32 protein-coding genes and 1 pseudogene are annotated in these 23,721 nt (G+C 35.8%); 23 read left to right on the forward strand and 10 right to left on the reverse strand.

Annotation, left to right across the window (positions count from 1 at the left end; genetic code table 11):
* The 11 genes from IGI38_RS23910 to IGI38_RS23960 all read left to right on the forward strand — a co-directional run.
* Window positions 1-475: NlpC/P60 family protein (locus IGI38_RS23910; protein ID WP_438734465.1), on the forward strand; the 475-nt coding region annotated here is incomplete at its 5' end.
* Window positions 476-497: 22 nt separating this feature from the next.
* The gene (locus tag IGI38_RS23915) at window positions 498-1,121 is read left to right on the forward strand and encodes a hypothetical protein (protein WP_438734466.1); all 624 of its coding nucleotides are present in this window, start codon (window positions 498-500) and stop codon (window positions 1,119-1,121) included.
* A 169-nt stretch (window positions 1,122-1,290) separates the two neighbouring features.
* On the forward strand, window positions 1,291-1,491 hold the full coding sequence (locus tag IGI38_RS23920; RefSeq protein ID WP_438734467.1) for a hypothetical protein: 201 nt from the start codon (window positions 1,291-1,293) through the stop codon (window positions 1,489-1,491).
* Window positions 1,484-1,705 carry a hypothetical protein gene (locus tag IGI38_RS23925; RefSeq protein WP_438734468.1) on the forward strand — a complete coding sequence of 74 codons (222 nt, stop codon included), beginning with the start codon at window positions 1,484-1,486 and terminating at the stop codon, window positions 1,703-1,705. The genes IGI38_RS23920 and IGI38_RS23925 overlap by 8 nt, the downstream gene beginning before the upstream one ends.
* A gap of 80 nt (window positions 1,706-1,785) precedes the next feature.
* Complete coding sequence (locus tag IGI38_RS23930) at window positions 1,786-2,148, forward strand: hypothetical protein (RefSeq protein ID WP_438734469.1); 363 nt, start codon at window positions 1,786-1,788, stop codon at window positions 2,146-2,148.
* Complete coding sequence (locus IGI38_RS23935; protein WP_438734470.1) at window positions 2,141-3,337, forward strand: hypothetical protein; 1,197 nt, start codon at window positions 2,141-2,143, stop codon at window positions 3,335-3,337. The genes IGI38_RS23930 and IGI38_RS23935 overlap by 8 nt, the downstream gene beginning before the upstream one ends.
* Window positions 3,327-4,694 carry a hypothetical protein gene (locus IGI38_RS23940; RefSeq protein ID WP_438734471.1) on the forward strand — a complete coding sequence of 456 codons (1,368 nt, stop codon included), beginning with the start codon at window positions 3,327-3,329 and terminating at the stop codon, window positions 4,692-4,694. The genes IGI38_RS23935 and IGI38_RS23940 overlap by 11 nt, the downstream gene beginning before the upstream one ends.
* A gap of 9 nt (window positions 4,695-4,703) precedes the next feature.
* A complete protein-coding gene (locus IGI38_RS23945; protein WP_438734472.1) occupies window positions 4,704-5,675 on the forward strand; it encodes an ArdC-like ssDNA-binding domain-containing protein in 972 nt (323 codons plus the stop codon).
* Between the two features lie 25 nt (window positions 5,676-5,700).
* Entirely contained in the window at window positions 5,701-5,964 is a 264-nt protein-coding gene (locus tag IGI38_RS23950) for a hypothetical protein (protein WP_438734473.1), read from the forward strand.
* 250 nt (window positions 5,965-6,214) lie between these two features.
* A complete protein-coding gene (locus IGI38_RS23955) occupies window positions 6,215-6,637 on the forward strand; it encodes a plasmid mobilization protein (RefSeq protein ID WP_438734474.1) in 423 nt (140 codons plus the stop codon).
* Window positions 6,637-8,562, forward strand: a complete 1,926-nt coding sequence (locus IGI38_RS23960) for a relaxase/mobilization nuclease domain-containing protein (RefSeq protein WP_438734475.1) — start codon at window positions 6,637-6,639, stop codon at window positions 8,560-8,562. Before IGI38_RS23955 ends, IGI38_RS23960 begins: the two co-directional genes overlap by 1 nt.
* Before the next feature lie 4 nt (window positions 8,563-8,566).
* Here the strand turns inward: IGI38_RS23960 and IGI38_RS23965 are convergent, their stop codons facing one another.
* Window positions 8,567-9,514: an IS30 family transposase gene (locus IGI38_RS23965; protein ID WP_438725454.1), complete on the reverse strand. Its 948-nt coding sequence runs from the start codon at window positions 9,512-9,514 to the stop codon at window positions 8,567-8,569.
* Window positions 9,515-9,727: 213 nt separating this feature from the next.
* Here IGI38_RS23965 and IGI38_RS23970 point away from each other — a divergent pair, with 213 nt between their 5' ends.
* From IGI38_RS23970 to IGI38_RS23990, 5 genes are all read left to right on the forward strand, one after another.
* A complete protein-coding gene (locus IGI38_RS23970) occupies window positions 9,728-9,937 on the forward strand; it encodes a hypothetical protein (protein WP_438734476.1) in 210 nt (69 codons plus the stop codon).
* 21 nt (window positions 9,938-9,958) lie between these two features.
* Entirely contained in the window at window positions 9,959-10,567 is a 609-nt protein-coding gene (locus tag IGI38_RS23975; protein ID WP_438734477.1) for a hypothetical protein, read from the forward strand.
* An 85-nt stretch (window positions 10,568-10,652) separates the two neighbouring features.
* On the forward strand, window positions 10,653-11,012 hold the full coding sequence (locus IGI38_RS23980; RefSeq protein ID WP_438734530.1) for a type II toxin-antitoxin system RelE/ParE family toxin: 360 nt from the start codon (window positions 10,653-10,655) through the stop codon (window positions 11,010-11,012).
* Entirely contained in the window at window positions 11,009-11,284 is a 276-nt protein-coding gene (locus IGI38_RS23985) for a helix-turn-helix transcriptional regulator (protein WP_438734478.1), read from the forward strand. The genes IGI38_RS23980 and IGI38_RS23985 overlap by 4 nt, the downstream gene beginning before the upstream one ends.
* A 582-nt stretch (window positions 11,285-11,866) precedes the next feature.
* Window positions 11,867-13,228 carry a PqqD family peptide modification chaperone gene (locus IGI38_RS23990; protein WP_438734479.1) on the forward strand — a complete coding sequence of 454 codons (1,362 nt, stop codon included), beginning with the start codon at window positions 11,867-11,869 and terminating at the stop codon, window positions 13,226-13,228.
* A 128-nt stretch (window positions 13,229-13,356) separates the two neighbouring features.
* Here the strand turns inward: IGI38_RS23990 and IGI38_RS23995 are convergent, their stop codons facing one another.
* Window positions 13,357-13,635: a hypothetical protein gene (locus IGI38_RS23995; RefSeq protein WP_438734480.1), complete on the reverse strand. Its 279-nt coding sequence runs from the start codon at window positions 13,633-13,635 to the stop codon at window positions 13,357-13,359.
* A 210-nt stretch (window positions 13,636-13,845) separates the two neighbouring features.
* Between IGI38_RS23995 and IGI38_RS24000 the strand changes: the two genes are divergently transcribed.
* Window positions 13,846-14,196: a BRCT domain-containing protein gene (locus IGI38_RS24000; RefSeq protein WP_438734531.1), complete on the forward strand. Its 351-nt coding sequence runs from the start codon at window positions 13,846-13,848 to the stop codon at window positions 14,194-14,196.
* A 15-nt stretch (window positions 14,197-14,211) separates the two neighbouring features.
* Entirely contained in the window at window positions 14,212-14,790 is a 579-nt protein-coding gene (locus IGI38_RS24005; protein WP_438734481.1) for a recombinase family protein, read from the forward strand.
* Between the two features lie 115 nt (window positions 14,791-14,905).
* Here IGI38_RS24005 and IGI38_RS24010 read toward each other — a convergent pair whose 3' ends face one another.
* The gene (locus tag IGI38_RS24010; protein ID WP_438734482.1) at window positions 14,906-15,850 is read right to left on the reverse strand and encodes a N(5)-(carboxyethyl)ornithine synthase; all 945 of its coding nucleotides are present in this window, start codon (window positions 15,848-15,850) and stop codon (window positions 14,906-14,908) included.
* 308 nt (window positions 15,851-16,158) lie between these two features.
* Here IGI38_RS24010 and IGI38_RS24015 point away from each other — a divergent pair, with 308 nt between their 5' ends.
* The 4 genes from IGI38_RS24015 (at window position 16,159) to IGI38_RS24030 (ending at window position 18,390) form a co-directional block, all read left to right on the forward strand.
* Window positions 16,159-16,521 (forward strand): type II toxin-antitoxin system RelE/ParE family toxin, encoded by a 363-nt coding sequence (locus tag IGI38_RS24015; protein ID WP_438734483.1) that lies wholly within the window; start codon window positions 16,159-16,161, stop codon window positions 16,519-16,521.
* A gap of 2 nt (window positions 16,522-16,523) precedes the next feature.
* Complete coding sequence (locus tag IGI38_RS24020; RefSeq protein ID WP_438734484.1) at window positions 16,524-16,790, forward strand: helix-turn-helix domain-containing protein; 267 nt, start codon at window positions 16,524-16,526, stop codon at window positions 16,788-16,790.
* A gap of 30 nt (window positions 16,791-16,820) precedes the next feature.
* Window positions 16,821-17,156 carry a hypothetical protein gene (locus tag IGI38_RS24025; protein WP_438734485.1) on the forward strand — a complete coding sequence of 112 codons (336 nt, stop codon included), beginning with the start codon at window positions 16,821-16,823 and terminating at the stop codon, window positions 17,154-17,156.
* 286 nt (window positions 17,157-17,442) lie between these two features.
* Window positions 17,443-18,390 (forward strand): IS30 family transposase, encoded by a 948-nt coding sequence (locus IGI38_RS24030; protein ID WP_438725454.1) that lies wholly within the window; start codon window positions 17,443-17,445, stop codon window positions 18,388-18,390.
* A 491-nt stretch (window positions 18,391-18,881) separates the two neighbouring features.
* Here the strand turns inward: IGI38_RS24030 and IGI38_RS24035 are convergent, their stop codons facing one another.
* The 6 genes and pseudogenes from IGI38_RS24035 to IGI38_RS24060 form a co-directional block, all read right to left on the reverse strand.
* Window positions 18,882-19,244, reverse strand: a complete 363-nt coding sequence (locus tag IGI38_RS24035; RefSeq protein ID WP_438734486.1) for a universal stress protein — start codon at window positions 19,242-19,244, stop codon at window positions 18,882-18,884.
* Window positions 19,245-19,347: 103 nt separating this feature from the next.
* A complete protein-coding gene (locus IGI38_RS24040; RefSeq protein ID WP_438734487.1) occupies window positions 19,348-19,773 on the reverse strand; it encodes a universal stress protein in 426 nt (141 codons plus the stop codon).
* 32 nt (window positions 19,774-19,805) lie between these two features.
* Window positions 19,806-20,114 (reverse strand): hypothetical protein, encoded by a 309-nt coding sequence (locus IGI38_RS24045; protein WP_438734488.1) that lies wholly within the window; start codon window positions 20,112-20,114, stop codon window positions 19,806-19,808.
* Window positions 20,115-20,505: 391 nt separating this feature from the next.
* Window positions 20,506-20,685 (reverse strand): hypothetical protein, encoded by a 180-nt coding sequence (locus IGI38_RS24050; protein ID WP_438734489.1) that lies wholly within the window; start codon window positions 20,683-20,685, stop codon window positions 20,506-20,508.
* A 26-nt stretch (window positions 20,686-20,711) separates the two neighbouring features.
* Complete coding sequence (locus IGI38_RS24055) at window positions 20,712-21,659, reverse strand: IS30 family transposase (protein ID WP_438725454.1); 948 nt, start codon at window positions 21,657-21,659, stop codon at window positions 20,712-20,714.
* A gap of 104 nt (window positions 21,660-21,763) precedes the next feature.
* Window positions 21,764-22,237 (reverse strand): annotated as a pseudogene (locus tag IGI38_RS24060) (UPF0236 family transposase-like protein); the annotation flags it as partial.
* Between IGI38_RS24060 and IGI38_RS24065 the strand changes: the two are divergent.
* A complete protein-coding gene (locus IGI38_RS24065; RefSeq protein ID WP_438734490.1) occupies window positions 22,229-22,927 on the forward strand; it encodes an IS6 family transposase in 699 nt (232 codons plus the stop codon). The pseudogene IGI38_RS24060 and the gene IGI38_RS24065 sit on opposite strands and share 9 nt — an antisense overlap.
* Here IGI38_RS24065 and IGI38_RS24070 read toward each other — a convergent pair.
* The gene (locus IGI38_RS24070) at window positions 22,844-23,659 is read right to left on the reverse strand and encodes a hypothetical protein (RefSeq protein ID WP_438734491.1); all 816 of its coding nucleotides are present in this window, start codon (window positions 23,657-23,659) and stop codon (window positions 22,844-22,846) included. The two genes, IGI38_RS24065 and IGI38_RS24070, sit on opposite strands and share 84 nt — an antisense overlap.
* Window positions 23,660-23,721: the final 62 nt, after the last annotated feature.

Consider the following 23,721-nt stretch of genomic DNA (forward strand, 5'->3'; position numbering starts at 1 on the left):
CGGAGAAATCTTACAAGTCGCTAAAGGATGGCTAGGCTGGTTTAAATATTTACAACTACATCCGTCGCCCGATCTAGGTACAGATTTTAAGAATCCCAACAAAGAAGGCAGTACAGATTGTTCCGGCTATGTTTGGTTGGTTTTAAATAAAGCAGGATACAAAGTTCCGCCAAATATGGGCTGGTACACCATGTCTATGGAGATTGACGCAAAAGGGAGTCACCAGTACCTAAAAGAAGTATCCGAAAGTGAAGCAACAGCAGGAGACATTGTTATTGTGAATACTGGTGGTGGCGCTGGAAGCAATGGGCACACTGGTATTCTATCTGAAAAATGGATAGGAAATAATACGAAGGTGCTACAACAAGGTGGTTCGGGTGATAGTGTAAACAACACGGCGTTCGGAATGTCTTTTACTAGCTTGCTAAGTGGCGGAACAGTTACATTTGCTAGACCAATAAAAGCAGGAAATTAATTGTAAAATGGAGGGATCGAAATTGACAAATAGATTGAGGATAGCCGTACCAGTGGTAGTAGGGGCTATCATTGTTTTACTTTTTGGTTTATGTTCGTACGAAAAAGTGACTAATCAAAAGTTGAAAAAATCAAATGACCAATTAGAAGCAAAAATAGAGAAGGTTACAACTCAATATGATGTTGAAAAAAAGAAAAGAAGTCTATCTGAAAAAAAGAATAAACAGCTCATAGCTTCTCAAATCACCGATAAAAATAGTGAGGTATATCAACAATTTTCAAGCATTGTTACGAATTATTTTACAAGCCGCTTCAATTATACACCGAAGGATTATGAACAGAGTAAGGAATCCGTTAAAAATTTACTATCTGACGATCTATATAAGAAGCTTTTTGGTGATTCATTCACTTATGGTGATTCGAATAATGTAAGCTCTCGCTTAGACAAGTTGGAAATATTCAGCGGATCAGTAGAAAATAACAAGATAATTACTGGCTTTCTTACTGTAGATTACGAGAATAAGATGGCTGAAACTGATTGGTATAAAAATAGTGAGATTTACACGGTCTCCTACGATTTGGAAACTCAAAAAATTACCGACATTAAGAGCCTAGGTTCTTATAATAAAGGGTTAGAATTTGAGTAGTAAAAACAAAATACTTTTGGTGTTATTGGGAATGTTGCTATTCGTCAATATTTACGACTATCAGTATATCTCTAAAGTAGAAAGAGATCACCAAACAATTACAATTTCTAGTGAAACAAAGAAGATTCTCGTATTCTATAGAGAGGACTGTATAGATTGTCAGAAAATTATGCCTACGTTGATACGTTATAATCTTATTGACAATAAACTACTGTTTATCAATATGAACAATCCTAAAAACCGAAAGTACATCAAAGATTATCACTTAACGTCAGTACCAGCCGTTGTAAGCAATTCCACGCATTATGAAGGAACAGATATCAATAAAGTATTTAAAATTATCAGAAATGGGAGTAAGAATGATGGCTAAGAAATCTATTCAAAAAAGAATATCAGAAAAAAAAGAAGAATTAAAAAAAGTTCAGGATCGTATAGTTTCAGATAAAAAGAAAGTCGCAGCGTTAGAAACTGATTTGCGTGAATTGGAGTCTGAACAGGTATTTACAATTTTAGAGACACACCATGTCAGTGTGTCAGAATTAAATCAAATATTGCAACGAAACAACCATCAAAATAACCAATAAACTAGCTAAAAACCTTTTTAAAATAAGCTTCGTTATGGTATAATAGAACAAAGAAGTATTATGAAATAGGAGGATTTTTTATGGTGATTAGACGAATATTTGCGGTTATTTTGTTCATACCTTGTATAGTAATAGGGCTGATTTTAACTCTATTGAGCGTGATCTTGACTCTTACTGCGACCGTCCTATCCATGTTTTCAAAAATCCTTCTTCCCATAGCAAGCATTGTAACAATATTTTTTATAGGTGCAACATACTTTCTTTACAAAGATGGTGTACCTATAAATGAAATACTATTAGGGTTAGTAGGTATTGTTGTAATGGACGTTTGTCTGTTGTTACCTGTATTCTTTGTCGAATTTTTACCTACTTTGTTTGGAAATATAAGTGCTGTCATCAACCGAGTACCTAACTTATTGTGGGGAGGAGGGGAGTTTGATTAGTTTGTTCAAAAAAAAGTCACTAATCTATTTTAGATATACAACTGATTTATTGTTACCTGATACCCCCGTAGATATGTACGAGGGTATTTTTTTGCTTGAAAAAGCAAATCAAAAGTTGATTGATCAACACCTGATGGATAATATCGAAATAATTGTGACCGATAGAAAAGCGAATACACTTTTTCAATTTAGTGTGACTTTGCCAACAGATCAAAATTTAATGGAAGTTGTAACATCAGCTGTTGAAAATCCATTTCAAACGCTGGGTGGTTCTGAAAATCATGTGCAAGAAAGTCTTATTAGCGTTAATAAAGAGTCCACCAAAGCCAAAGAGATAGCACCGGACATCAAATATTCTAAGACAGTAGAGTCATTAGATGATGAGCCAACAGAAATAGATCAATCTATGGAGCAAAAAGAATCTGTAGAAAGAAAGTTGAAAACGAAATGGAAGTTTTCGATTATCATTAATAACACGAGGTTCACCTTGAAACAATTTCTTCTAGGTGCACTTTGTATTTGTATTTTACCTATGGGTATTACTTATGGCGTTTCTGTAGTCAAAAATCATACAGTGAATGAAGAAAAAAAAATACCAAGCTATGAACAATTAGTGGAAAATAAAGATTACGAAACGGCTTTAAAAAGCTATCCTGACGAAGAAACTAACTTAATCGAAACGCTTTATAGTAACAAAGATGAAAAAATATTGAAGGAGCTAGCAGAGAAAGATAAATCTCAGCTAGCTCTTTTCTATTGGTCATTTTTAAAAGAGAACTGGTCAAAAGTAACCGACATCCAAAATATTCCTCAAAGTGAAACCATTCAAGCCATGAAAGGATTTGCCTATTTGAAGCAAGGAAAATTTGAAGAAGCAAAATTGATTAATCAAGCAATAAAAAATAAGACATTGAGTTCGCAAATTAAACTTTATCAAAAAGAAAAAGCATACGATTTCCTGCGCGCTCAAAATTTAATAGAAGCTGAAAAAATTAATCAAGAGATCAAAGATAGCGATTTGCAGGAAGATATTACTGTCGCAAAAAGTATAGTGAATCTTTTGAAAAAGTATGAATCGGATAGTAGGGATAGTTCTCTATCTGATAAGGAAAGAAAAGAAGCAAAAAAAGATTATGATACTTGGTTAAATAATTTGAAAAAATTAGGAGGAAAAACAAATGATGAATAATAAGAAGAAATATTTAATTGGTGGTTTATTCTCAATTGCTTTACTTGGGAGTTGCGTTGGGTATGGAGTTTATAACAATCAATCCCAGAAAACACAACCACCTAAGATTGAAAAAAAAGCTACCCATGATACCAAGAAGAAAAAATCAAAATCTTCTTGGGAAAATCAGGTTCAGCAAAAAGAAAAAAAGACCAAAAAACAGAAAAAAACTTCCGAATCTACCGATAAAATTCTATCATCTGGAATTGAAAATAATTCAAAATTCGAAACAAATAAAGGAACAAGAAATCAGCTATCCAACCAATTGAATATTGCATTAGATGAACAGAAACAGAAGGAGAATAGCCGTAGCTCTAAGAATCCAGTTTTATTATTAAGCGATCCGTCACCAAGTAAAAACCAAGATTCAAAAGGACAAACAATTAAACCAGAAGTTAATGATACAAATAAAAAATTGGACGAAATTATTATTCCAGAACCAACGCCAATCCCAAACCCTAGTCCAACTCCTGATCCGATTCCTGATCCAAAGCCTGAACCCGAACCAGAGCCAACTCCTGACATTAATCAATTGGTGAATCAATCCAAAGAGGATTTAGAAAGTGTTCGAGAAAACGCTAATAACTTGAATGAAAAAATGGGCAATGTAAAAAATGAATTAGATCAGTTACTAAGTGTTGAATCCACTGTAACGTCAGGTAAAGATTCATTAAATAAGCAATGGGAAAGGATTAGTGAGTTAACCGTCGAATACAATCAACTACTATCTGAAATCAAGCAATTGATTGAAATTGATGGTTCTATCCTAGTTGAAAATCAAGATTTATATAGAAATACGTATGATAAACTAACTGCTAAAATCAATGAATTGAAAGAATCACAGGACGTTGCAGATCAAAAATTGAAACAAGTAAATCAATCTGTAACAAAAGCAGAAAATACCGTGAACAACCTAGATACAATAAAAGAAGACGTTCAGAAGACACAAAATGACATTCAGGAAACCAGCAACAAATCGGAAACCGTTATAAGTAAAGCGCAAGAAAATAATACGGTTGCTACAATTGTTCAACCTGAAATTAACTCAACTAAAGATGCTGTTGAAAAGATGAATAGTACGAGCGAAACAGTGGCTAAACAAGTAGAAGAAGCAGATTCAACCGCTATCCAAGCTGCTGTAGAAGATGCTAAAAATACTGTTGATACATTGAATAATCAAGCAGAAACGTTGAAAGAAAGCACACAAGAGGCTATAAATGAATACGATCAATTGCCTTCTTTGCCGGCAGAAACACAGCCTGACACACCTAGTCAACAAGTTGACAATCCAGTACAAAAAGAAGACTCGAAGGTGTAGGTGATAATAATGAATAATAAAACTGTTGAATTATTGAACCAAGCGGAAGAAGGAATTAAGGATTTTTTATCATCTGATAAATACAAAATCTTTCTTAAAACTATGTCAAAATTTCATTCGTATAGCTTGAATAATACACTCCTAATCTTAATGCAAATGCCAAAAGCGACGCGTGTAGCTGGTTACAAGACTTGGAAGAATACCTTTAAGCGACAAGTAAATAAAGGGGAAAAGTCTATCAAAATTATTGGTGGACGTCCTTATAAAAAAGAGGTAGAAGAAGTAAAAAATGGTAAGAAAGAAAAGAAAGAAGTTCAAGGAATTTCTTTCTTTCCTGTATCTGTTTTTGATGTTTCTCAAACAAGTGGAGATCCTTTACCAGAGCTAACCAAAGAATTGAGTAGCGACGTAAAAGAGTACGCAAAACTCTTTTCAGCTATTAAATATACTTCGGATTATTCGATTGTTTTTGAATCATTGCAAGGTGGCGTAAAGGGATACTGTGATAATCAGAATAAAAAAATTGCTATCAATAAAGGCATGAGCCAATCACAAACTATAAAAACTTTAGTGCATGAAATAACCCATAGTGATCTACATTCCGGTACAGAAAAATTGTCTCGTCAGACCAAAGAAGTAGAAGCTGAGAGTTGTGCTTTTGTCGTTTGTGAACATTTCGGAATTGATACCAAAGACTACAGTTTTCCGTACCTAGCTTCATGGTCTAGCGACAAAGATGTACCTGAGCTAAAGGAAAGTTTTGATCGCATTTTGAAGCAAGCTGATTCACTAATTCAAAAGATAGATCATCATTTAGAAGTGTTGCAGAAAGAAGCAGAAAAAGTGCAAGATCAAACTATTAGTTTGACAGATCAGTTAAATAGGTACGAAAAAATAGCAAATGAATTGAACGAAAGCACAAATAATATAACGGCAGAGAAACAAAAACAAGTTGAAGATAATCAACACAGTATCATTTAATGATTTAAGAAAGGACGAGTAAAATATGGAAACTTTTTCGCAACATGAACTAGAAATAATCGAAGGGCACAAAAAAATTCTTAAAACAAACAACTTTTTGAGTGTCCGTTCAGATATCAATAATATGTTAAGTGTTCTACAAGGAGAAACAGGAAAACAATTTATAGAAGATGAAAAACAACTTGAATATACGTATAGGAATTACTTATCTGTATCAAAGAAATTAGCTAATCTAACGGAAAAGGAATTTGATCAAATAGATTTTTCCGTAATCTCTGAACTGAAATAAAAGGGGTTTGGGGCAACGCCCCAAGTGCAAAAAAGAAAGAGTCACACCGTGGCTTTTTCTTTTTTTTTCGTAAGTTGGTACCAACTTGCAAATCTTGCTCTAAGACCGCCTCCCTGTAATCTACGATTCCAAGAAGGTCGGCGGTCAAAGAGTTTGGATCACTATTTGAAAAATAGATTAGCTCCAAAAGTCATAAAAAACAGTCATTAAGGAAGAAAAAACAGATTGCCACCGTTAGGAGTGATTCTATTTGGAAATTGAAAATTTCAAACCACGAAAAACGCCATCAGAAATAGTGGAAATTTCAAAAAGCTACGATAATGAAATTCGAACAATTCAAAAAAAATTCAGAGTCACTGAGCAAGAAGATTTCTTGCTCAAATATAAAATGAGTCAAGCGAAAATAGAAAACTTTTCTTTGTACGCTAGAAATATGTGTCTAGCTGGATTTACTATTACCACAGATTTTTCCGATTTAAAGAATCTGGTAACAGAATTAGGGCGAATCGGAAATAACATCAACCAGTTGGCTCATAGAGCCAATATATCGAATAGTGTTTCAAAAGAAGATTTTCAAGAATTGAGTGTTTCATATCATGAACTCACACAAATGATTAATGAAGAACTACTTTTTAAAATGCGCCGAGCTAGAGACGCACAAAGGTTTATCTAATGGCAGTTACAACGATTCATCAAATAAAAAACACTTTGAATATAGCTGTAAGCTATATTACTGATCCTGAAAAAACAAATAATGGTGACCTCGTAAGTAGTTACAATTGTCAGGCGCAAAGTGCGTCTGTTGAAATGGAAATGACAAGGGGATTTTCGTTAGATGTTCGTGGTGATTACAAAAAAGTCGGCGGAAGCGAAATACTTGCACATCATTTAATTCAAAGTTTTTCTCCCGATGATGATATAACACCTGAATTGGCTCATGAATTAGGTAAACAATTGATTGATGAATTGACTGAGGGGAAATTTGAATACGTAATATCTACTCATGTCGATCAAGAGCATATCCATAATCACATCATTTTCAACAGTGTATCATTTTACGATTTAAAGAAATTTCGTTGTCAACCTTACCGTACTGCTAACAAAATTAAAGAGATAAGTAATCGAATATGTGCTGAACATAATCTTGCGATTTCTCCAAAAAAGGAAAAACTAAAAGATTCATACAAGAACTACTCAAAGAGACGTAAGAACACCAGTTATCGATCTGAAATAAGAAAAAGATTGACTATGATTTTAAATGAAACAACTTCATGGGAAGCATTCGAAGAAAAGACTGCTGCTTTGGGAATAGCTGTAAACTCTGATGGAAAGCATATCACTTTTGCTTTAGAAGAAGAAGGGCAACAACGAAAAACTCGTGGTAATAAATTAGATGATATGGATACGTTTACAAAGGAAGGCATTTCAAATCGCTTAATCACGAATCAAGAGTTATTAGAAAGTCTGGAAAAAGCGATAGAGGATACTTTTTTCGCTAGTGACTCTTTGAAAGATTTTAACTATCTTCTTAATCAAGATTACAACATAACTATAAAGCAGAATAAAGATGGTAGTAGTGATTTCCTATTTAATGATGTCAGCGATACTAGAGTTAAGGAAGTTTTATTACCTGATAGCTTCCATCTTTCCAATTTTGAAAATTGTTTTCGTACTAATTATGAATTTACGAAAGAATCTACACTTGACCCTATTAATGAGCGATATAGAGAAAAAGAAAAAAGTGTTGTTGTACAGCAAGATACACCGATAACTTTATTAGATGAACAAATTGAAAAAGCAACAAAAGAAGGTCTATTGGTTAGGCTTGAAACAAATGAACCCGAAGGCTTATTTTTTATTGCGAGTAACTATGTTGATGTCAATGAAAACGACGGTAGCTATACAATTTGGCTCAATGATAAATTTGATTACACAGTAAAAGACAAATCGACAATGGAAGATAAAAATTACTCAATTAAAGGCGAAGGGATTATTCGAGGATTAGAAATTAAACAAGGTTTAGAACCAGATAAAATCACTGTTGCTGGAAAAAATATTCAATCAATCAGCGAACGAGGGGTTTCTTTATCTATTCCTAGCGCCAATATTGAAAGAATATTTATTCCGAGTGAATACGTATCTATCGATCAAATTAGTCAATCCGTTACCGTAGCCATTGGTAAAAATTGGAATTATTACGGTCAAGAAATGCAAATCGAAAATGAGAACGACACTAAAAAAAGAGCAAATCAAAAATTCACTGGCAGTCAAATTTTATCTGGATTGGAGAAAGAAGTTCCGCTGCTTGATGTTTATATTCAACCAAAGCTAGCCATGTTGAAAAGACGTTCGCAACGTGCGCATACTGATAAATTGCTTACTACGTTAAATACAATCCGTGAAGAAAAAATTTCAACACCGAATCAAATTCAAGCACAATTAGCCACATTAACAGATCAAAAGATTGAAATAGAAAATAAAATTAGTGTGATTGATGAAAAAATAAAAAACTACAATCAAGTAGCCAAACTTCTAATCACCTATGAAAAATACTTGCCCATTGTCACTAAATTAGATGAAGTTTCAAAACTAGGCTGAATTGTCAAATTAATTGCAACATTTCTTCTTGAAAGACTTCCCAACAATTTTTCCAGTTCAATGTTTTTTTAGGACGCATATTTATCTTGCGTAATGCTTCCTGTTTCTCCGTAGGGGGTACCTTTGAAAAATCAGTTCCCTTAGGGAAGAATTCTCTAAATAAACCATTCCCATTTTCGTTAGATCCGCGTTGCCATGGGGAGTATGGATCACAAAAATACATAGGTACGTCTAAATCTTTCTCAATTTCTTTCCAGCAAGAAAACTCTTTCCCACGGTCGACCGTAAAGCTTAAAAATGCCTTGTGACTCCCTAGGTCTTGCACAAAAGCTTTAATCGCTTGTGCCATTGACTTCGCGGTACGATCCCTCATTGAGATCGCCCAATAAAAGCGTGTTTTCCGTTCAATAAACGTTGCTTCGCAGGCTTTGCTTTCCCCTCTGCTAGAAACAACTGTGTCCAACTCCCAATGTCCAAATTCTTCTCGAGTTGACACAGAAGCTGGGCGTTCATCAATGGTATGCCCTACAGTCATTTTGCCTCGTGCCTCTTCTTGTTTTTCTTGTCTTCTGCCTTTATGTCTCAGACACTGTTTAGACACATTAAGAATACCGGCATAGAGCCAATTGTAAATGGTTTTGAATGAAACTATTTGACGATCATTCGCAATTTGTTCAGGGGACCAGCTGTCTTCAAGATCACATTCAATCTGATAAGCGAATTCAGAAGTCCATTTGGACTTCGCACCACAGGCACTGCGCTTCATTTCCGCATCTAATTGCGCATTGTCGGCATTATAGATCAAATCTTCGGGTACTCGTTTCAACTCACGATCAATCGTTGTTCGGCTAACACCAATTCTGTCCGCTATTTCTTGAATACTCTTGGCATCATAAATCATCGTCTCTATACATTTTCGATTATCTCGTGTAAGCTTTTTGTGTGAACCCATCAAAATCACTCCTAGTAGTTTGTTATCCTAAACTCATTTTACTAGAAATTTTTGATGGGTTCTTTGTTGCGATTAATATTACAATTCAGCCTAGAAAAACTTTCTATGCAAAAAAAATATAAAAACGAGATACAGCAATTCAGATTTGCAGAAAAAAAGCTACTCGCAACGGATAATTTGCGGCACGATTTGACAAAAGAAAAAATTATTTCGATGGCAAAAAATCAAACAACCCAACGCCAACGACTGGTTGAGAGTTATCGTTTCTATGAGGAAAAATTAGATAAACTAATCGCTGTTCAAGAAACCATCGATAGTTTGTCTAAACAGGGAATATTTGATTATTCTGAAATCGAAAAAGAGAACGACGAAAGAGCACAAGATCAAAAAACAAATAGCAAACGTTCTGAACAAGAGCGCTAAAATTGAAAAGAGGTTTCTACAATGAAAAAAACATTTGGAACGATCGTTATAGGAAGTGTGGCTGCATTAGCTGCTAAAGAATCAATTGATTATATAAGAAAGCTAACTCAAACAAAACGATCAATCGATCAAATAGGAAAATTGCTTGATCCATTTGTTATTGCTTATATGGATAAAGATTACCACGCTAGGTTATTTACCAAAATAATCAAAGAAAGACTTACCCTAGAAGAAGTTGAATCATTACGAACAATATTTTCCGACCGCCACGACAAACTTAGTTTCTCCAAAGGTTCATATGAATATAGTCGGTTACTTGATATCTTGAATAAGCATTTACCTGTTGATGGAAGTATTGACAAAATGAATCAAGTTTTTGATAGTGTTTGCGCTAGTGAAAACAACAAAGTGACAAGAACTCCGAATCAATTATCACTTGGCAAACTCGGTAAAGGAGTCAAGAGCCGGTGCTATCCACTTGCTGAATTTGACGATGAATTAGCTCAAGGATTTGTAAAACTCGTCCATACGAACGATGGGTTGGCAATTAGTGTCATAGATGAGTCCGAAGCTAGAGAGTCTGAAAATGCACAAAATTACTTGTCAAACGGGTACATTAAGATTAATTAAGTAGTGCTTCTAGTTGACGCAAACTATGATAAAAATTCGTCAAATTACTCTTTATTCATGATGGCGAATGTGCTATCATGAAGGTATGGAAAAACCACAATTTGATTTCGTAAAACGGAAGGATGGATCAAGTGAGTTTGAAGAATTTTTAAACTCGATTCCTGAAAAAGATTCTGCAAAACTGTTAGCAACAATCAGCAAAACAGAAGAACATGGATTACTCGTGGCACAAAGAATGGAGTGGGTTAAAAAACTAGATACCGAATTGTTCGAATTACGTTCAAAAGTAGGTAGTAATATCCAACGAGCAATATATTTTCAGAAGATCGAAAATGAATATCTGATAACGCACGGATTCACGAAAAAGCAGCAAAAAACACCAAAAAGTGAAATTGAACATGCTAAAGCAGTTAAAGAACGGTATGAGAGAGGAGAATTTCAATGAGTAAAATTGACGAATTAATTAATAAAAAAAAGGCGGAAAGCTCAATCTTTGCCGCTGAGTATGAAAAGGAATCGCAACGTTTAGAAGTTGCGATTGCTTTAACTCAATTGCGAAAAGAATTAGGACTAAGTCAACGTGAATTAGCTGATAAAGTAGGTAAACCTCAATCAACTATTGCTAGAATTGAAAACGGATCGATGAATCCGAGTTTAACAATTCTCTATGAGATTGCTAATAGAGTAGGTAAAGAGCTGCATGTGGAATTTAAATAGTTTGGAGCGCTAACATAAGAAAGGGTAGAAATATTTGATTGAGGTGCTAACAATAAACTTTAGGAATGATAAGCAAACAAAAGATTTCATAGCGCAGAATTGGAAGAAGTAGAAGCTTGGCTTTAAATCAGTAAACAAAGAAAACAAAAAACGAGGTGTAATGATGGATCGCTATAGAGTTACTTTGGGCCTCATTGTCGCAAAGAGGGCAAAAATCCCTTTAAGGACTAATTTGTTCTCTTTTCTTGTTATTTTATCCCTATAAGAATTTTTTGCTTTATTTTTAGGTACCATAAACGGTCGTTTACGGTACTAAATGAAAAGTCCCTTGAAGTATGGAATTAACACTTGAAATCAAGTCCTATAACTCATTACTTTATTCAAAGTTCCAATACTTAAAGCGTGAAACGGTTTTGGAACTTTGTATCAATCGTTATTAATTCAAAAAACAATTCGATTTTCAAAACCAATAATACAAATAATTAGAAACATTGATTCTAACGGCTTTAAATTGCTTAAAGGGAAAATCGCCCTCTCTGCGCTTATGAGGCCCTAATGACATACATTTACGTGGAACCTAAAATGATTATTTACAAATACAATAAAGGGGAACAGCCTAAGTACTTTCTTCAAACGCCAAATGCAGAATGGCAGCAGAAAACTAATAAAGGTTCATCTTTTGAACTAAATAATGTTGCTGCTGAAATACTAGAACAATTTAATGGTCTTAAATCATATGATCAAATAGTGGCTTATTTTCAATTTAAGTACAATGAACAACCTGAAATCATTGAGAGGAATATTGCTATTTTACTGAACACAATGAAAGAGAACTATTCAGTTGAAGTAAAGACATCGAATACTAAACATAATAGAATGGTAGAGGTGATTGAATACAACGGAATTTATCCAACAGTTGTAACAATTGAGCTAACTTCTAGATGCAATATTCTTTGTAGGCATTGTTATGGTTTTTTTGGAGAGTGTTCAGCACAAGATGTTCCTTATGAAAAATTAAAACCGCTATTTGAGAATTTGGCAGAAGCTGGTGTTATTACTGTTGAAATGACAGGTGGTGATCCATCAACATATAGGTATGTATCCGAAGCAATAGAAATTGCAATTCGATCAGGTATAAGATCCATTATGCTTTTAACAAACGGGATAGCATTATCTCAGAAGCTTGTTAGAACTTTAGAAAAGTATAAGGATAACGTATTTGTTCAAATAGATCTTCATAGTTTAGATGATAACTATTATGATTGGTTTACCGGTTCTCAAAATAAGCTTAGCCGGGTAAAGTCCAACATAGATTTATTAATTTCTAAAAACATTCCTGTAAGAATTGTGACAATTGTGACTCAAAAGAATGTTCATGAGATAGAAAGCATAGCTGATTGGTCATACAGTCACGGAGCAGAAGCGTTTGCTGCTTCGACAGTAGTTGCAATGGGAAGAGCAGACGGAGCAACCATGGAAGAGGCGTTGTTTCTATCTACCGAAGAAAGTTTTATGAATTTTGTAAATATTTACAAAAAAATCGATAATAAGTATCCCGACTTTATCAGAATAGTGAGTGAGGAGAGATATGCTTCAGAATCCTGCGGAGCTTTACTATCAAGTGTTTCAATAAAATCAAACGGGAATTTGAAAATCTGTACTATGGATACAGGTGATTATTTTAATTTAGATTTTGGAAATGTATTTCAAGAAAAATTTACTGATATTTATGATAGGAGTCAGAACTTCTTAACTACTTTTTCTCAAGTAACCTTACCAGATGTTTTAACTATATGTAAAGATTGCGAGCACAATTTATACTGTAACAGATGTATACTTAGAGGAATGCAAAAGGCATCTGAGAAGAAAGATGAATGTATTTGGTACAGAAATTTTCTTCCTGAGGAGTTAAAAAAGAAGCTTGTGACTAAGTGTGTTGGCTAATATTTATTATGGATATGAAAATATTCAAAAAGGTAGCATATAATTATTGGGTGAAATTATATGCCACCTTTCTTATTATATACAATAAAAAAATGAAATTTGAAAAGGCAAGTTAATACGTTTATATTTCAGATCACGAAGTAGTGCTTAGTGAAAATCTCAGTTGGATGATCGACATTATATTTTATAGTCATTTTATCACCTACTTCAAACCTCATTGGAATCGTTATGCTGTTTTCTGAAACATAGTATTTACCATCAATCTCATAACTAAACGTGGCAGACTTAGTATTCCGGATTTCTATGGGATCAGGTAGAAGTTGAAAAACTTCAACGATTGTACCAACGACCTCATTCTTTTTAGTTTTACTCATATCTACGACACCATCCGTTCCTATTTTACTCATAGTATACCATTACTAATAGAAATAAGGAGTGGATCAGAGTCAATTGATGGGACGCTTTTTGCGAGAGAGTTTTAAATTAAGCTGTTTTTTTAAGGAATCGAATTTTTTCGATTCCTTTTTTCGTGTCAGAAACTTAATAGTTTTTGACACAACACTAAAAACGCTTTATACTGGGGTTTATAGAATGTCATAAACTTATCTCATAAAGTGGTGATTATTTTGGATAAAAAACGACTGTCTCCCCTTCCATTTGAGACAAATTTTCTCTACAAAAAGAACATTGTTTTTACAGGTAGCTTACAAACGATGACGCGAACAAAGGCGCAGCATTTTGTGACGATTCTTCAAGGAAACATTCAAAACACCGTCACTCATCAAACGGATATTTTAGTAACCGGTTTTCGGAAACAAACTTTATTTGACACCGCCCCTTATTCAAAAAAAGAATTGCTTGCGAAAAAATATCAAACCGAAGGGTACGACATTTCAATTCTTACCGAAAAGGAGTTCTTTTCGGTCGTCGTTGATCAGTTGGAACAATTAAAAAATAATTTGTTTTAGGAAGGTTCACTAAAAATGCAGTATGGCTATGCGCGGGTCTCTACCCTCTCTCAAAGTACAAAAGAACAAATACAGCAATTACTCGAATATGGTGTGCAAAAGAAGCATATCTTTTCAGAAAACTTCACGGGTACGAAAAAAGACCGCCCCGTATTTAACGAGATGTTAAGTAAGGTACGATCTGGCGACAGTATTGTTGTTACGAAACTCGATCGCTTTGCTAGAAATACCCGCGAAGCACTAGGAATCATCGAACCCCTACTGGATGATGATATTACGATCAAAGTATTGAATCTGGGAACGATTGAAAACACACCCATGGGACGAATGATTGTGCGCACACTTCTCAGTGTTGCTGAAATGGAACGCGACATGATCGTTGAACGCACCCAAGAAGGAAAAGCCTTTGCTAAAAAGAATAACCCGAATTATCGGGAAGGCCGCCCCAAAGCGACTATGACAAGTCAAAAAGAACACGCCTATCAATTAATGCAACAGGGGCTAAGCTACAAAGAGGTGCAAGCAAAGACACCTTTTAGCCGAAGCACACTCTATCGGATAAAAAAAATGAAAGAACAACCGGAGAAAGGCTAACTTGGATGCCCATGAACGGCAACAGTTTCAGAGTAAATTAAGGGAATCGAATCAAAACAGGAATCTCTAGTTTAGAGATTCCTGTTTTGGTTAAACACACATTGTTGCTTATGATTCAGCGATTACTACTCTGGAAAATGTCTTTGAAAATACTGATATCTTTAGAATAAATATATTTGGTAAATTGTCTGCTCAAAATGGGACTTACCGTTCGATGGACCAACGATGGCGTGTTAGGAACGCAATAGAAAAAATGGTTGTTTTCATAATATACAGGCTCATCGATTGTAGTAAAATGATCGTTTTCGATCGCATTCCCAGCGTCTGCAGCGATATCAATAATGAAGCACCCATTTTTAAGTTGTTGCTGCTCCTCGGTAGATAAAATAGGTAATCGGTCGTCTCCAACCTCAATGCCATTAATAATCATATCGAAGTCAGCAAGTTGCTCTTTAAATTCTGGCAGTGTCCGGCGATAAAATAAAGTGACCTCTGAGGTAATTTTTGAAACGGCATGAAACGCCCCTTGAGCGACATTGCCTGACCCTAAAACAGCTATTTTTTCTTTTCCCGAAGGTAGTAATCCGTGCGCCAAAAGTGCATGTAACGTTCCCGCATAACCGGCATAAAAGCTATTTTTTCGAATAAAATTCGAAGGAATCCAAGAGAGAGGTTTTCGTTGGTGATTATAATAGGCGGTTGGGAAACGATTATCTAAATCTACGATCACTAGTTTTTTGGGGAGCGCTTGTGTTTCCATAAAGTCTTTGCCCGAACCTAACGGATGTGTCCAACCAATGATGATTTGACCGTCCCTCAACAAGCGATACTCTTCGGGTTGAATAATTTTTAAGGAAAAAATACCGTCACATTCGGCAAAAATCGTTTCTTTTGAAGCAACGATCGCCCCTTTTTCCGAATAAGCTTCATCTGAAAAGCCCAATCCAGTTCCCAATCCCTTTTCCACATAGATTGTATTCGGAAAATCTCTGATGTCCGAAGGGAGCAAAGGTATTCTGCATTCATTTGGAAAGTGTGTCTTGATGATGCCTAATTTCATATGAAAAACTCCTTTCTTTATTTATGGCAAAAGTGACACTTACAATCCAACTGTAACCACTTTAGCCATTATTGTAAAGAAGGACACTTATAGGACGACTATACACCAATTTTAGCTTATTAGAGCGAAGGCATTCTTAGTCTAATTGCGATTATGTTAACTAGCAACCTTTAGCTTTATCATTTGTTATTTTATCGCTATTGAATGGCTAGTGAAAGCTATCGTAATATAATAAATATAACTTGACTATATAGCAAATGAGTTATATACTAGTTATAGCAAATAAGTTATATGGAAAGGGTAGGTTTATGGCGTATAGAGTTCATGTGTATGAAGATTCGCAAGGGAATTCTGAAATCAAAGAATGGATTCAACAAATGAATAAAAGTGCTAGTAAAATGGATAAGTCCATTTTGAAGAAGCTATACTTTCAAGTTGGCCGTTTGGAGAGTGAAGGATATAGTTTGAATGAACCTGTGTCTAAGAAGTTGAAAGGGTACGACTTATATGAATTAAGACCCGTTCCTTATCGAATTTTTTATGCAACGTTCAAGGGAAATGAATTTGTTTTGTTACACTATTTCCACAAAAAGAGCAACAAGACTCCAAAAAAGGAGATTGAGAAAGCTAAAAGCAATCTAGCGGATTGGATAGAAAGGAAAGATGAATAGATATGTTATGGAGCGAATTAAAAGAGGAAATAGCACTTCCTGATGAAGAAAAGGAAGTGCTAGATAGTCTGATATTTCTAATCAATGAACGCAAAAAGCAAAATGTATCACAAAAAGAACTTGCTGAAAAAATAGGGATGAAACAATCACAGTTATCGAAAATCGAGAACTTAACTTCCGTTCCAAGCATGGCTACTCTTAACAGGTATGCTACAGGATTAGGGTTAAGTATGACGATTACATTTATCCCGCGAGAAAAAGCTTACTAACCATCATTTTTTTATTCTGGAGGTGGAAAAATGGAGTTAGATATTCAATTGTTATTTCAATCGAAAGGATTTTGTCATTTCAAGGATAGCGTTCCTTTTATTGCGTACAACAAACATAATTGGTCAGAAATAGCCGCCTTTTGTGCGCCCTTTACTATTCAACGAACAAAAAAAGGCAAGGATCACGGACGTGCTATTGTTGATTTACCCACAGGAAATGAATCCTTTGAATACGGAATGATTTTAGTTCGGTTAGGAAAACGGAGAATCTTGCTAATGCAACCTACTGAATTTGAGGAAATATTCACACTGGATCCGGTGGAAAAAAAGAAGGGATTTACGATCCGCCAGCGTACTGATGAGTAAACGCATATATTAAAATTTTCTAATCATGTTTAGGATATCTTTTTACAAATGGATCAGAGTCAATAAATGAGACAGTCTTTTCAAGAAATTTTTAGATTAAGTGGAATTTATTAAGGAATCGAAAAAATTCGATTCCTTTTTCTGTGTCATTAACTTAATCATTTCTGACATCTTGCAAACCTCAGTGTCATTTTTTTCTGAATTGTAATATTAATCGCAACAAAGAACCCATCAAAAATTTCTAGTAAAATGAGTTTAGGATAACAAACTACTAGGAGTGATTTTGATGGGTTCACACAAAAAGCTTACACGAGATAATCGAAAATGTATAGAGACGATGATTTATGATGCCAAGAGTATTCAAGAAATAGCGGACAGAATTGGTGTTAGCCGAACAACGATTGATCGTGAGTTGAAACGAGTACCCGAAGATTTGATCTATAATGCCGACAATGCGCAATTAGATGCGGAAATGAAGCGCAGTGCCTGTGGTGCGAAGTCCAAATGGACTTCTGAATTCGCTTATCAGATTGAATGTGATCTTGAAGACAGCTGGTCCCCTGAACAAATTGCGAATGATCGTCAAATAGTTTCATTCAAAACCATTTACAATTGGCTCTATGCCGGTATTCTTAATGTGTCTAAACAGTGTCTGAGACATAAAGGCAGAAGACAAGAAAAACAAGAAGAGGCACGAGGCAAAATGACTGTAGGGCATACCATTGATGAACGCCCAGCTTCTGTGTCAACTCGAGAAGAATTTGGACATTGGGAGTTGGACACAGTTGTTTCTAGCAGAGGGGAAAGTAAAGCCTGCGAAGCAACGTTTATTGAACGGAAAACACGCTTTTATTGGGCGATCTCAATGAGGGATCGTACCGCGAAGTCAATGGCACAAGCGATTAAAGCTTTTGTGCAAGACCTAGGGAGTCACAAGGCATTTTTAAGCTTTACGGTCGACCGTGGGAAAGAGTTTTCTTGCTGGAAAGAAATTGAGAAAGATTTAGACGTACCTATGTATTTTTGTGATCCGTACTCCCCATGGCAACGCGGATCTAACGAAAATGGGAATGGTTTATTTAGAGAATTCTTCCCTAAGGGAACTGATTTTTCAAAGGTACCCCCTACGGAGAAACAGGAAGCATTACGCAAGATAAATATGCGTCCTAAAAAAACATTGAACTGGAAAAATTGTTGGGAAGTCTTTCAAGAAGAAATGTTGCAATTAATTTGACAATTCAACGTATAAAAGATATTGCGGTGTCTCATTAGGTTTACAATATCCACTTGGTTTAAATATCAATCTGGTTTCCAGATCATCAAATGTTTATGCTAGTTTAAAATGGGGCCGCTTTTCATAGTAACGATGGTTGAAAAAGGGACCACTACTAACTCACAATATGTAAAGAATCAATTTACTTATTGGAGGTCTTGGAGTGATAACTTCCTCTAACCATAGAGAACATCTTCTCGCATTTTTTACATCTCCAGTAAAAAGAAGCGTTAGTCCGCTGAGCTCTGCTTAGTATCTCGCCACAATCACATTTGATATAAGTAGGTGGCCAAGACAGTTTCTTACTGAACTCAGTAAGTGGTGCCATATTTGGATCGAAACATTCACGTCCATCGATTATTTGTAGTTCCTCTTTTCCTAAATTTGTACCTATTATACAGCTTCTCGAGAAGCAAAAAAAGACCTCTCAGACTAATTGAGAGGTTTATATGCTATCTCACAACCATTACTTTACAAGGAGCGTAACCAACTACATGCGTAGTGATAGAACTTACTAGTGTTGAACCTAAACTAGTTATACCTGAAGCTCCGATCACAATTAAGTCGATATTGTTCTCTTGGGAAAATTGAACGATATACATCTTCCGAGCGTCTTCGCTTTTTCGGATTGTATAGGTAATGTGTTCTGATGAGTATTCAAGGCCATCGTATGCTTCAAAGGACATTTTTGTGTCTGCTAAAATAAATAAGTGTGCTTTATCTCTGTGCACAATACCAACTGCCTTTCTTAACGCATCATAGGATTGGTCTGAACCATCAACTAGAACCATAACTCTCTTATATCTCCCTGCCATTACAACCGCCTCCCTTTTTGAAATTATAAGGGATTGGTCGTATTTTAGGAATTTTTTTGCTTATAATGAAAAAACTCCTCAAATTTATGAGAAGTTCCCTTTTTCATCTCACAACCAAAACATTACACGGCGCATGGTTTACAACATAGGCGGTCGTAGAGCCTAGTAATAAACGAGAAAATGCTCCTTTTCCTGTTGCGCCCATGATTATCAAATCTGCTTTTTCTTCTTTTGCATACTCAACAATCGCCGCCTTAGGATTGCCAACCAATACCTTAACTTCATAAACAACCGCATCTGAAATAATTTCCTCTGCATTTTTCAGAATAGTTTTCGAGGAAATTTCTGCCTGCTCTAACACATGTGCAACCATATGTGCATCTGCTACGAACGTGTTTGTAGCAGAAACTGTGATAACCGTTAGAAATGCTTCGTTTCGCTTAGCCGCATCAATCGCCTCTTTTAGTGCTTTTTCTGATTGTTCCGACCCATCAATCGCTACTAAAACTTTATTATACTTATTTAGCATTGAAACCGCCTTCCCACATTTGAAAGATTTGCTTAAATTTTGCTGAAATTTGTCACTATGTCTAAACGCGAATCAATATCTTTTTGTGCCACAACAGTTCTCAAATAAGGGTATGCAACAACATCAGGAAGAATGAACCATGCTGATTGATATCCTTTACCTGTAGTAGGAAACCCTTTATCATTTTCATTATCACCGTCATAACGAATACCATATGAAATAACATTTTTCCATCTCAACTTTGCTATTGAATAGCCCTTACCTGTTTCGGTACCATCTTCAATAATATGCATCAATTCAAGTTTTTCTTTGGGGCTAATAACTTCTTTTGGCGAAACCATTATAAACGCCTCCTTTATTTGAGTATAAGGGAAGTTGCTTATTTATGGAAATGATATACAAAATAGCCTAGCGGATTTTTCAAGTTGTCTTACTACATTTGAGGTTCTTATGTCCACTCAACTATACGCAACATCCGCTAGACCGTTCAGTTAATAAGGGATTCTTCAAACTCCCACGTTCCTTTCGTGTCGATTCTCACCGACAGATTCACTATTCTGCTGCCATTGCTGACAATTTATCGGGAATTCTCTATCCCTTACACTTATTTTATACCACTTTTTCGGAAACGATTACAAATAGTTTGCTTGAAAAGATTGCGTCAAAAATTTGTTGGAATTCGTATTTCTCCAAAATATGGTGATGAATGAAACCTTGATAAATCAATAGAATCTATTTAATCACGCTAGCTACTCTGTTGCGTGTACCGGTAATTAACCCATTTTCCAATAATGGTAATTTGGCAAAAAAACTTTGATCTATGGTTGGTTTTGGACGATTGACACGTTTGTCTAATCGCTGAACTCGAGACTCTTTTTGAATCTCCTTGTTTTTCAATTCTAAGTGAACCATTAGGTTCCCTTTATTCCGCTGAATTGTCAAATTAATTGCAACATTTCTTCTTGAAAGACTTCCCAACAATTTTTCCAGTTCAATGTTTTTTTAGGACGCATATTTATCTTGCGTAATGCTTCCTGTTTCTCCGTAGGGGGTACCTTTGAAAAATCAGTTCCCTTAGGGAAGAATTCTCTAAATAAACCATTCCCATTTTCGTTAGATCCGCGTTGCCATGGGGAGTATGGATCACAAAAATACATAGGTACGTCTAAATCTTTCTCAATTTCTTTCCAGCAAGAAAACTCTTTCCCACGGTCGACCGTAAAGCTTAAAAATGCCTTGTGACTCCCTAGGTCTTGCACAAAAGCTTTAATCGCTTGTGCCATTGACTTCGCGGTACGATCCCTCATTGAGATCGCCCAATAAAAGCGTGTTTTCCGTTCAATAAACGTTGCTTCGCAGGCTTTGCTTTCCCCTCTGCTAGAAACAACTGTGTCCAACTCCCAATGTCCAAATTCTTCTCGAGTTGACACAGAAGCTGGGCGTTCATCAATGGTATGCCCTACAGTCATTTTGCCTCGTGCCTCTTCTTGTTTTTCTTGTCTTCTGCCTTTATGTCTCAGACACTGTTTAGACACATTAAGAATACCGGCATAGAGCCAATTGTAAATGGTTTTGAATGAAACTATTTGACGATCATTCGCAATTTGTTCAGGGGACCAGCTGTCTTCAAGATCACATTCAATCTGATAAGCGAATTCAGAAGTCCATTTGGACTTCGCACCACAGGCACTGCGCTTCATTTCCGCATCTAATTGCGCATTGTCGGCATTATAGATCAAATCTTCGGGTACTCGTTTCAACTCACGATCAATCGTTGTTCGGCTAACACCAATTCTGTCCGCTATTTCTTGAATACTCTTGGCATCATAAATCATCGTCTCTATACATTTTCGATTATCTCGTGTAAGCTTTTTGTGTGAACCCATCAAAATCACTCCTAGTAGTTTGTTATCCTAAACTCATTTTACTAGAAATTTTTGATGGGTTCTTTGTTGCGATTAATATTACAATTCAGCTTCCTTAGAAATACACGCATTTTAGCGATATTGTTCGCTCCGATTTTACTCCATCCTAACGGACGAGAACTTAATCGTGAAGACAGAATATGGCTCACATGACCTTCGGCGCTGCAGCCTATATAATCGACATTATGTTGATTTTGAATTGCTTCCCAGTTGCCTAAGAGATATCTTTGGGCTTGAGCGATTTGCTTCCTTTGATTTCCAGACAGCGTATGATCCTCTAAACGACTAGTAAAGAACGCTTGAACAAAATTCTTGTGGTTCTTATTAATCCAATCAAGCAGTATTGGTGCACCTGATGATAGACCTGTACATGCTTTTTTCACATATTTAACTGTATGAAATTGATCTAAAACAAACATTGTATTCGGAATGTACTTCGCCCCTTCTTTAATCGGTTCTGTTGCAAAGTTTTTGTTGAAACGTTTTTTCCGGTATAATTGTAGAAAATTGACAGTACTCGGAGGACGTTCATGAAGAATTTATTTAAAGGGAGACACTATCCGTATAAAATCATTAATGAAGCAGTCGTTATGTATTGCCATTACCCTTTGAGTTATCGTGAATGCGCAGAGCTACTAGCTTATTATCGGATTCGTGTCGACCACACAACCATCTATCGCTGGGTGCAACACTATGGAAAGATTCTTTATGGTTTGTGGAAAAAACAACTTCGGAAGCAACAGTTTACGGATTCTTGGCGCATGGACGAAACGTACGTCAAGATTAAAGGTAAGAACCATTATTTGTATCGTGCCATTGATTCGACAGGTCAATCCTTGGGTCTATGGTTACGAAAACATCGGGATACACAAGCAGCCAAAGCCTTTTTCAAACGGTTAGTTCGAGATCACGGACAGCCTCGGGCACTCGTTACGGATAAGTATGCGGCTACCTTAAAGGCGCTTCGAGCGTTGCAAGAAGAAAGGATTCTGCCAAAGGATTTAGAGCACCGAACCGTTAAGGTTCTCAATAATATTTTGGAACAAGATCATCGGTTAATCAAAAAAAGAGTGCCAAAATCTTGCGGTTTTCAAACCATGCGAACTGGGAAAGCCACTCTTCAAGGGATTGAAGTACTGCATGCATTAGACAAACAAAGTCGAAGCGACGAAAATCGCTCCGACCATTTTTTGTGGGATAAATTTGATGAATTGTTCCAAGCTGTTTAGACGATCCGCTGAAAATTGGGGAAGTCTGTCCTCTAATAAATCTTTGCAACAGAACCTCTTAAATCGCTGTGTTTGGCGATAAGTTTCAAACTGTGGGGTAAAAATAATATCGCCATAGTTCTCGTTGATAAATAAGGTACGATCTTGATCATAAACGATTGTTTTTGGTTTTCCTGAAAAGTACCGAAACGCATGTTCATGTGCCTGTATTACTTCTTCTGTTCGATAAGGATGATCCCACCACTCCATATATTTGTATCTTGAATGTGATAGAACAAAGGCGACAACATACAGTTTGATTCGGTGCTTATTTTCAGTGGTTACCCAGATTTGTCCAAAATCAATTTGAGCTTGTTCTCCCATTGGAGGGTCAGGAATCGCTTCATATTGTCGTTGGTGTACTTGCTTAGGCAATTGGTACTCTTCCCGAAGATTCTTCACATATCGTCTGAGTGTACTTTCTACTATATTCTCAAAGCCGCGTTCTTCTAACCAATCTTGAATTTGAGCAGTTGTTAAATCAGGATAGGTTCTCAACCATTCTAAGATTCGTTCTTTGTGTTCATCTAACTTCTGTTTTCGATGTTTAGTAGAAGCGAGCCATGTAGTAAATGTTTCCACATCCTTATCACAGTACTTAGCGACTGTGTTTCTTGAAATGCCCAGTTGTTTTGCGATATTTCGTTGAGAAAAGCCTAAGGCTTCCAATTCTTTTATTTTTGAATAAATCATAAATTTTCTCTCCACCTGTTTTGCCTCCGATAAATTAGTCTTTACTAGTTTATCGAAAATAG

This window comes from Enterococcus sp. AZ128 (assembly GCF_051714485.1).
Lineage (GTDB): Bacteria > Bacillota > Bacilli > Lactobacillales > Enterococcaceae > Enterococcus_A.

What these genes read in the sequence shown, in the direction of transcription:
- IGI38_RS24070 (WP_438734491.1), bottom strand. Translation starts at nt 23,659, where the DNA reads ATGATTTATTCAAAAATAAAAGAATTGGAAGCCTTAGGCTTTTCTCAA.
- IGI38_RS24040 (WP_438734487.1), bottom strand. Translation starts at nt 19,773, where the DNA reads ATGCTAAATAAGTATAATAAAGTTTTAGTAGCGATTGATGGGTCGGAA.
- IGI38_RS24050 (WP_438734489.1), bottom strand. Translation starts at nt 20,685, where the DNA reads ATGGTTCACTTAGAATTGAAAAACAAGGAGATTCAAAAAGAGTCTCGA.
- IGI38_RS23980 (WP_438734530.1), top strand. Translation starts at nt 10,653, where the DNA reads ATGGAAAAACCACAATTTGATTTCGTAAAACGGAAGGATGGATCAAGT.
- IGI38_RS24005 (WP_438734481.1), top strand. Translation starts at nt 14,212, where the DNA reads ATGCAGTATGGCTATGCGCGGGTCTCTACCCTCTCTCAAAGTACAAAA.
- IGI38_RS24065 (WP_438734490.1), top strand. Translation starts at nt 22,229, where the DNA reads ATGAAGAATTTATTTAAAGGGAGACACTATCCGTATAAAATCATTAAT.
- IGI38_RS23990 (WP_438734479.1), top strand. Translation starts at nt 11,867, where the DNA reads ATGATTATTTACAAATACAATAAAGGGGAACAGCCTAAGTACTTTCTT.
- IGI38_RS23970 (WP_438734476.1), top strand. Translation starts at nt 9,728, where the DNA reads ATGGCAAAAAATCAAACAACCCAACGCCAACGACTGGTTGAGAGTTAT.
- IGI38_RS24030 (WP_438725454.1), top strand. Translation starts at nt 17,443, where the DNA reads ATGGGTTCACACAAAAAGCTTACACGAGATAATCGAAAATGTATAGAG.
- IGI38_RS24020 (WP_438734484.1), top strand. Translation starts at nt 16,524, where the DNA reads ATGTTATGGAGCGAATTAAAAGAGGAAATAGCACTTCCTGATGAAGAA.
- IGI38_RS23925 (WP_438734468.1), top strand. Translation starts at nt 1,484, where the DNA reads ATGGCTAAGAAATCTATTCAAAAAAGAATATCAGAAAAAAAAGAAGAA.
- IGI38_RS24015 (WP_438734483.1), top strand. Translation starts at nt 16,159, where the DNA reads ATGGCGTATAGAGTTCATGTGTATGAAGATTCGCAAGGGAATTCTGAA.
- IGI38_RS24035 (WP_438734486.1), bottom strand. Translation starts at nt 19,244, where the DNA reads ATGGCAGGGAGATATAAGAGAGTTATGGTTCTAGTTGATGGTTCAGAC.
- IGI38_RS23975 (WP_438734477.1), top strand. Translation starts at nt 9,959, where the DNA reads ATGAAAAAAACATTTGGAACGATCGTTATAGGAAGTGTGGCTGCATTA.
- IGI38_RS23995 (WP_438734480.1), bottom strand. Translation starts at nt 13,635, where the DNA reads ATGAGTAAAATAGGAACGGATGGTGTCGTAGATATGAGTAAAACTAAA.
- IGI38_RS23960 (WP_438734475.1), top strand. Translation starts at nt 6,637, where the DNA reads ATGGCAGTTACAACGATTCATCAAATAAAAAACACTTTGAATATAGCT.
- IGI38_RS23985 (WP_438734478.1), top strand. Translation starts at nt 11,009, where the DNA reads ATGAGTAAAATTGACGAATTAATTAATAAAAAAAAGGCGGAAAGCTCA.
- IGI38_RS24045 (WP_438734488.1), bottom strand. Translation starts at nt 20,114, where the DNA reads ATGGTTTCGCCAAAAGAAGTTATTAGCCCCAAAGAAAAACTTGAATTG.
- IGI38_RS23930 (WP_438734469.1), top strand. Translation starts at nt 1,786, where the DNA reads ATGGTGATTAGACGAATATTTGCGGTTATTTTGTTCATACCTTGTATA.
- IGI38_RS24010 (WP_438734482.1), bottom strand. Translation starts at nt 15,850, where the DNA reads ATGAAATTAGGCATCATCAAGACACACTTTCCAAATGAATGCAGAATA.
- IGI38_RS24055 (WP_438725454.1), bottom strand. Translation starts at nt 21,659, where the DNA reads ATGGGTTCACACAAAAAGCTTACACGAGATAATCGAAAATGTATAGAG.
- IGI38_RS23940 (WP_438734471.1), top strand. Translation starts at nt 3,327, where the DNA reads ATGATGAATAATAAGAAGAAATATTTAATTGGTGGTTTATTCTCAATT.
- IGI38_RS23920 (WP_438734467.1), top strand. Translation starts at nt 1,291, where the DNA reads ATGCCTACGTTGATACGTTATAATCTTATTGACAATAAACTACTGTTT.
- IGI38_RS23965 (WP_438725454.1), bottom strand. Translation starts at nt 9,514, where the DNA reads ATGGGTTCACACAAAAAGCTTACACGAGATAATCGAAAATGTATAGAG.
- IGI38_RS24025 (WP_438734485.1), top strand. Translation starts at nt 16,821, where the DNA reads ATGGAGTTAGATATTCAATTGTTATTTCAATCGAAAGGATTTTGTCAT.
- IGI38_RS23945 (WP_438734472.1), top strand. Translation starts at nt 4,704, where the DNA reads ATGAATAATAAAACTGTTGAATTATTGAACCAAGCGGAAGAAGGAATT.
- IGI38_RS23950 (WP_438734473.1), top strand. Translation starts at nt 5,701, where the DNA reads ATGGAAACTTTTTCGCAACATGAACTAGAAATAATCGAAGGGCACAAA.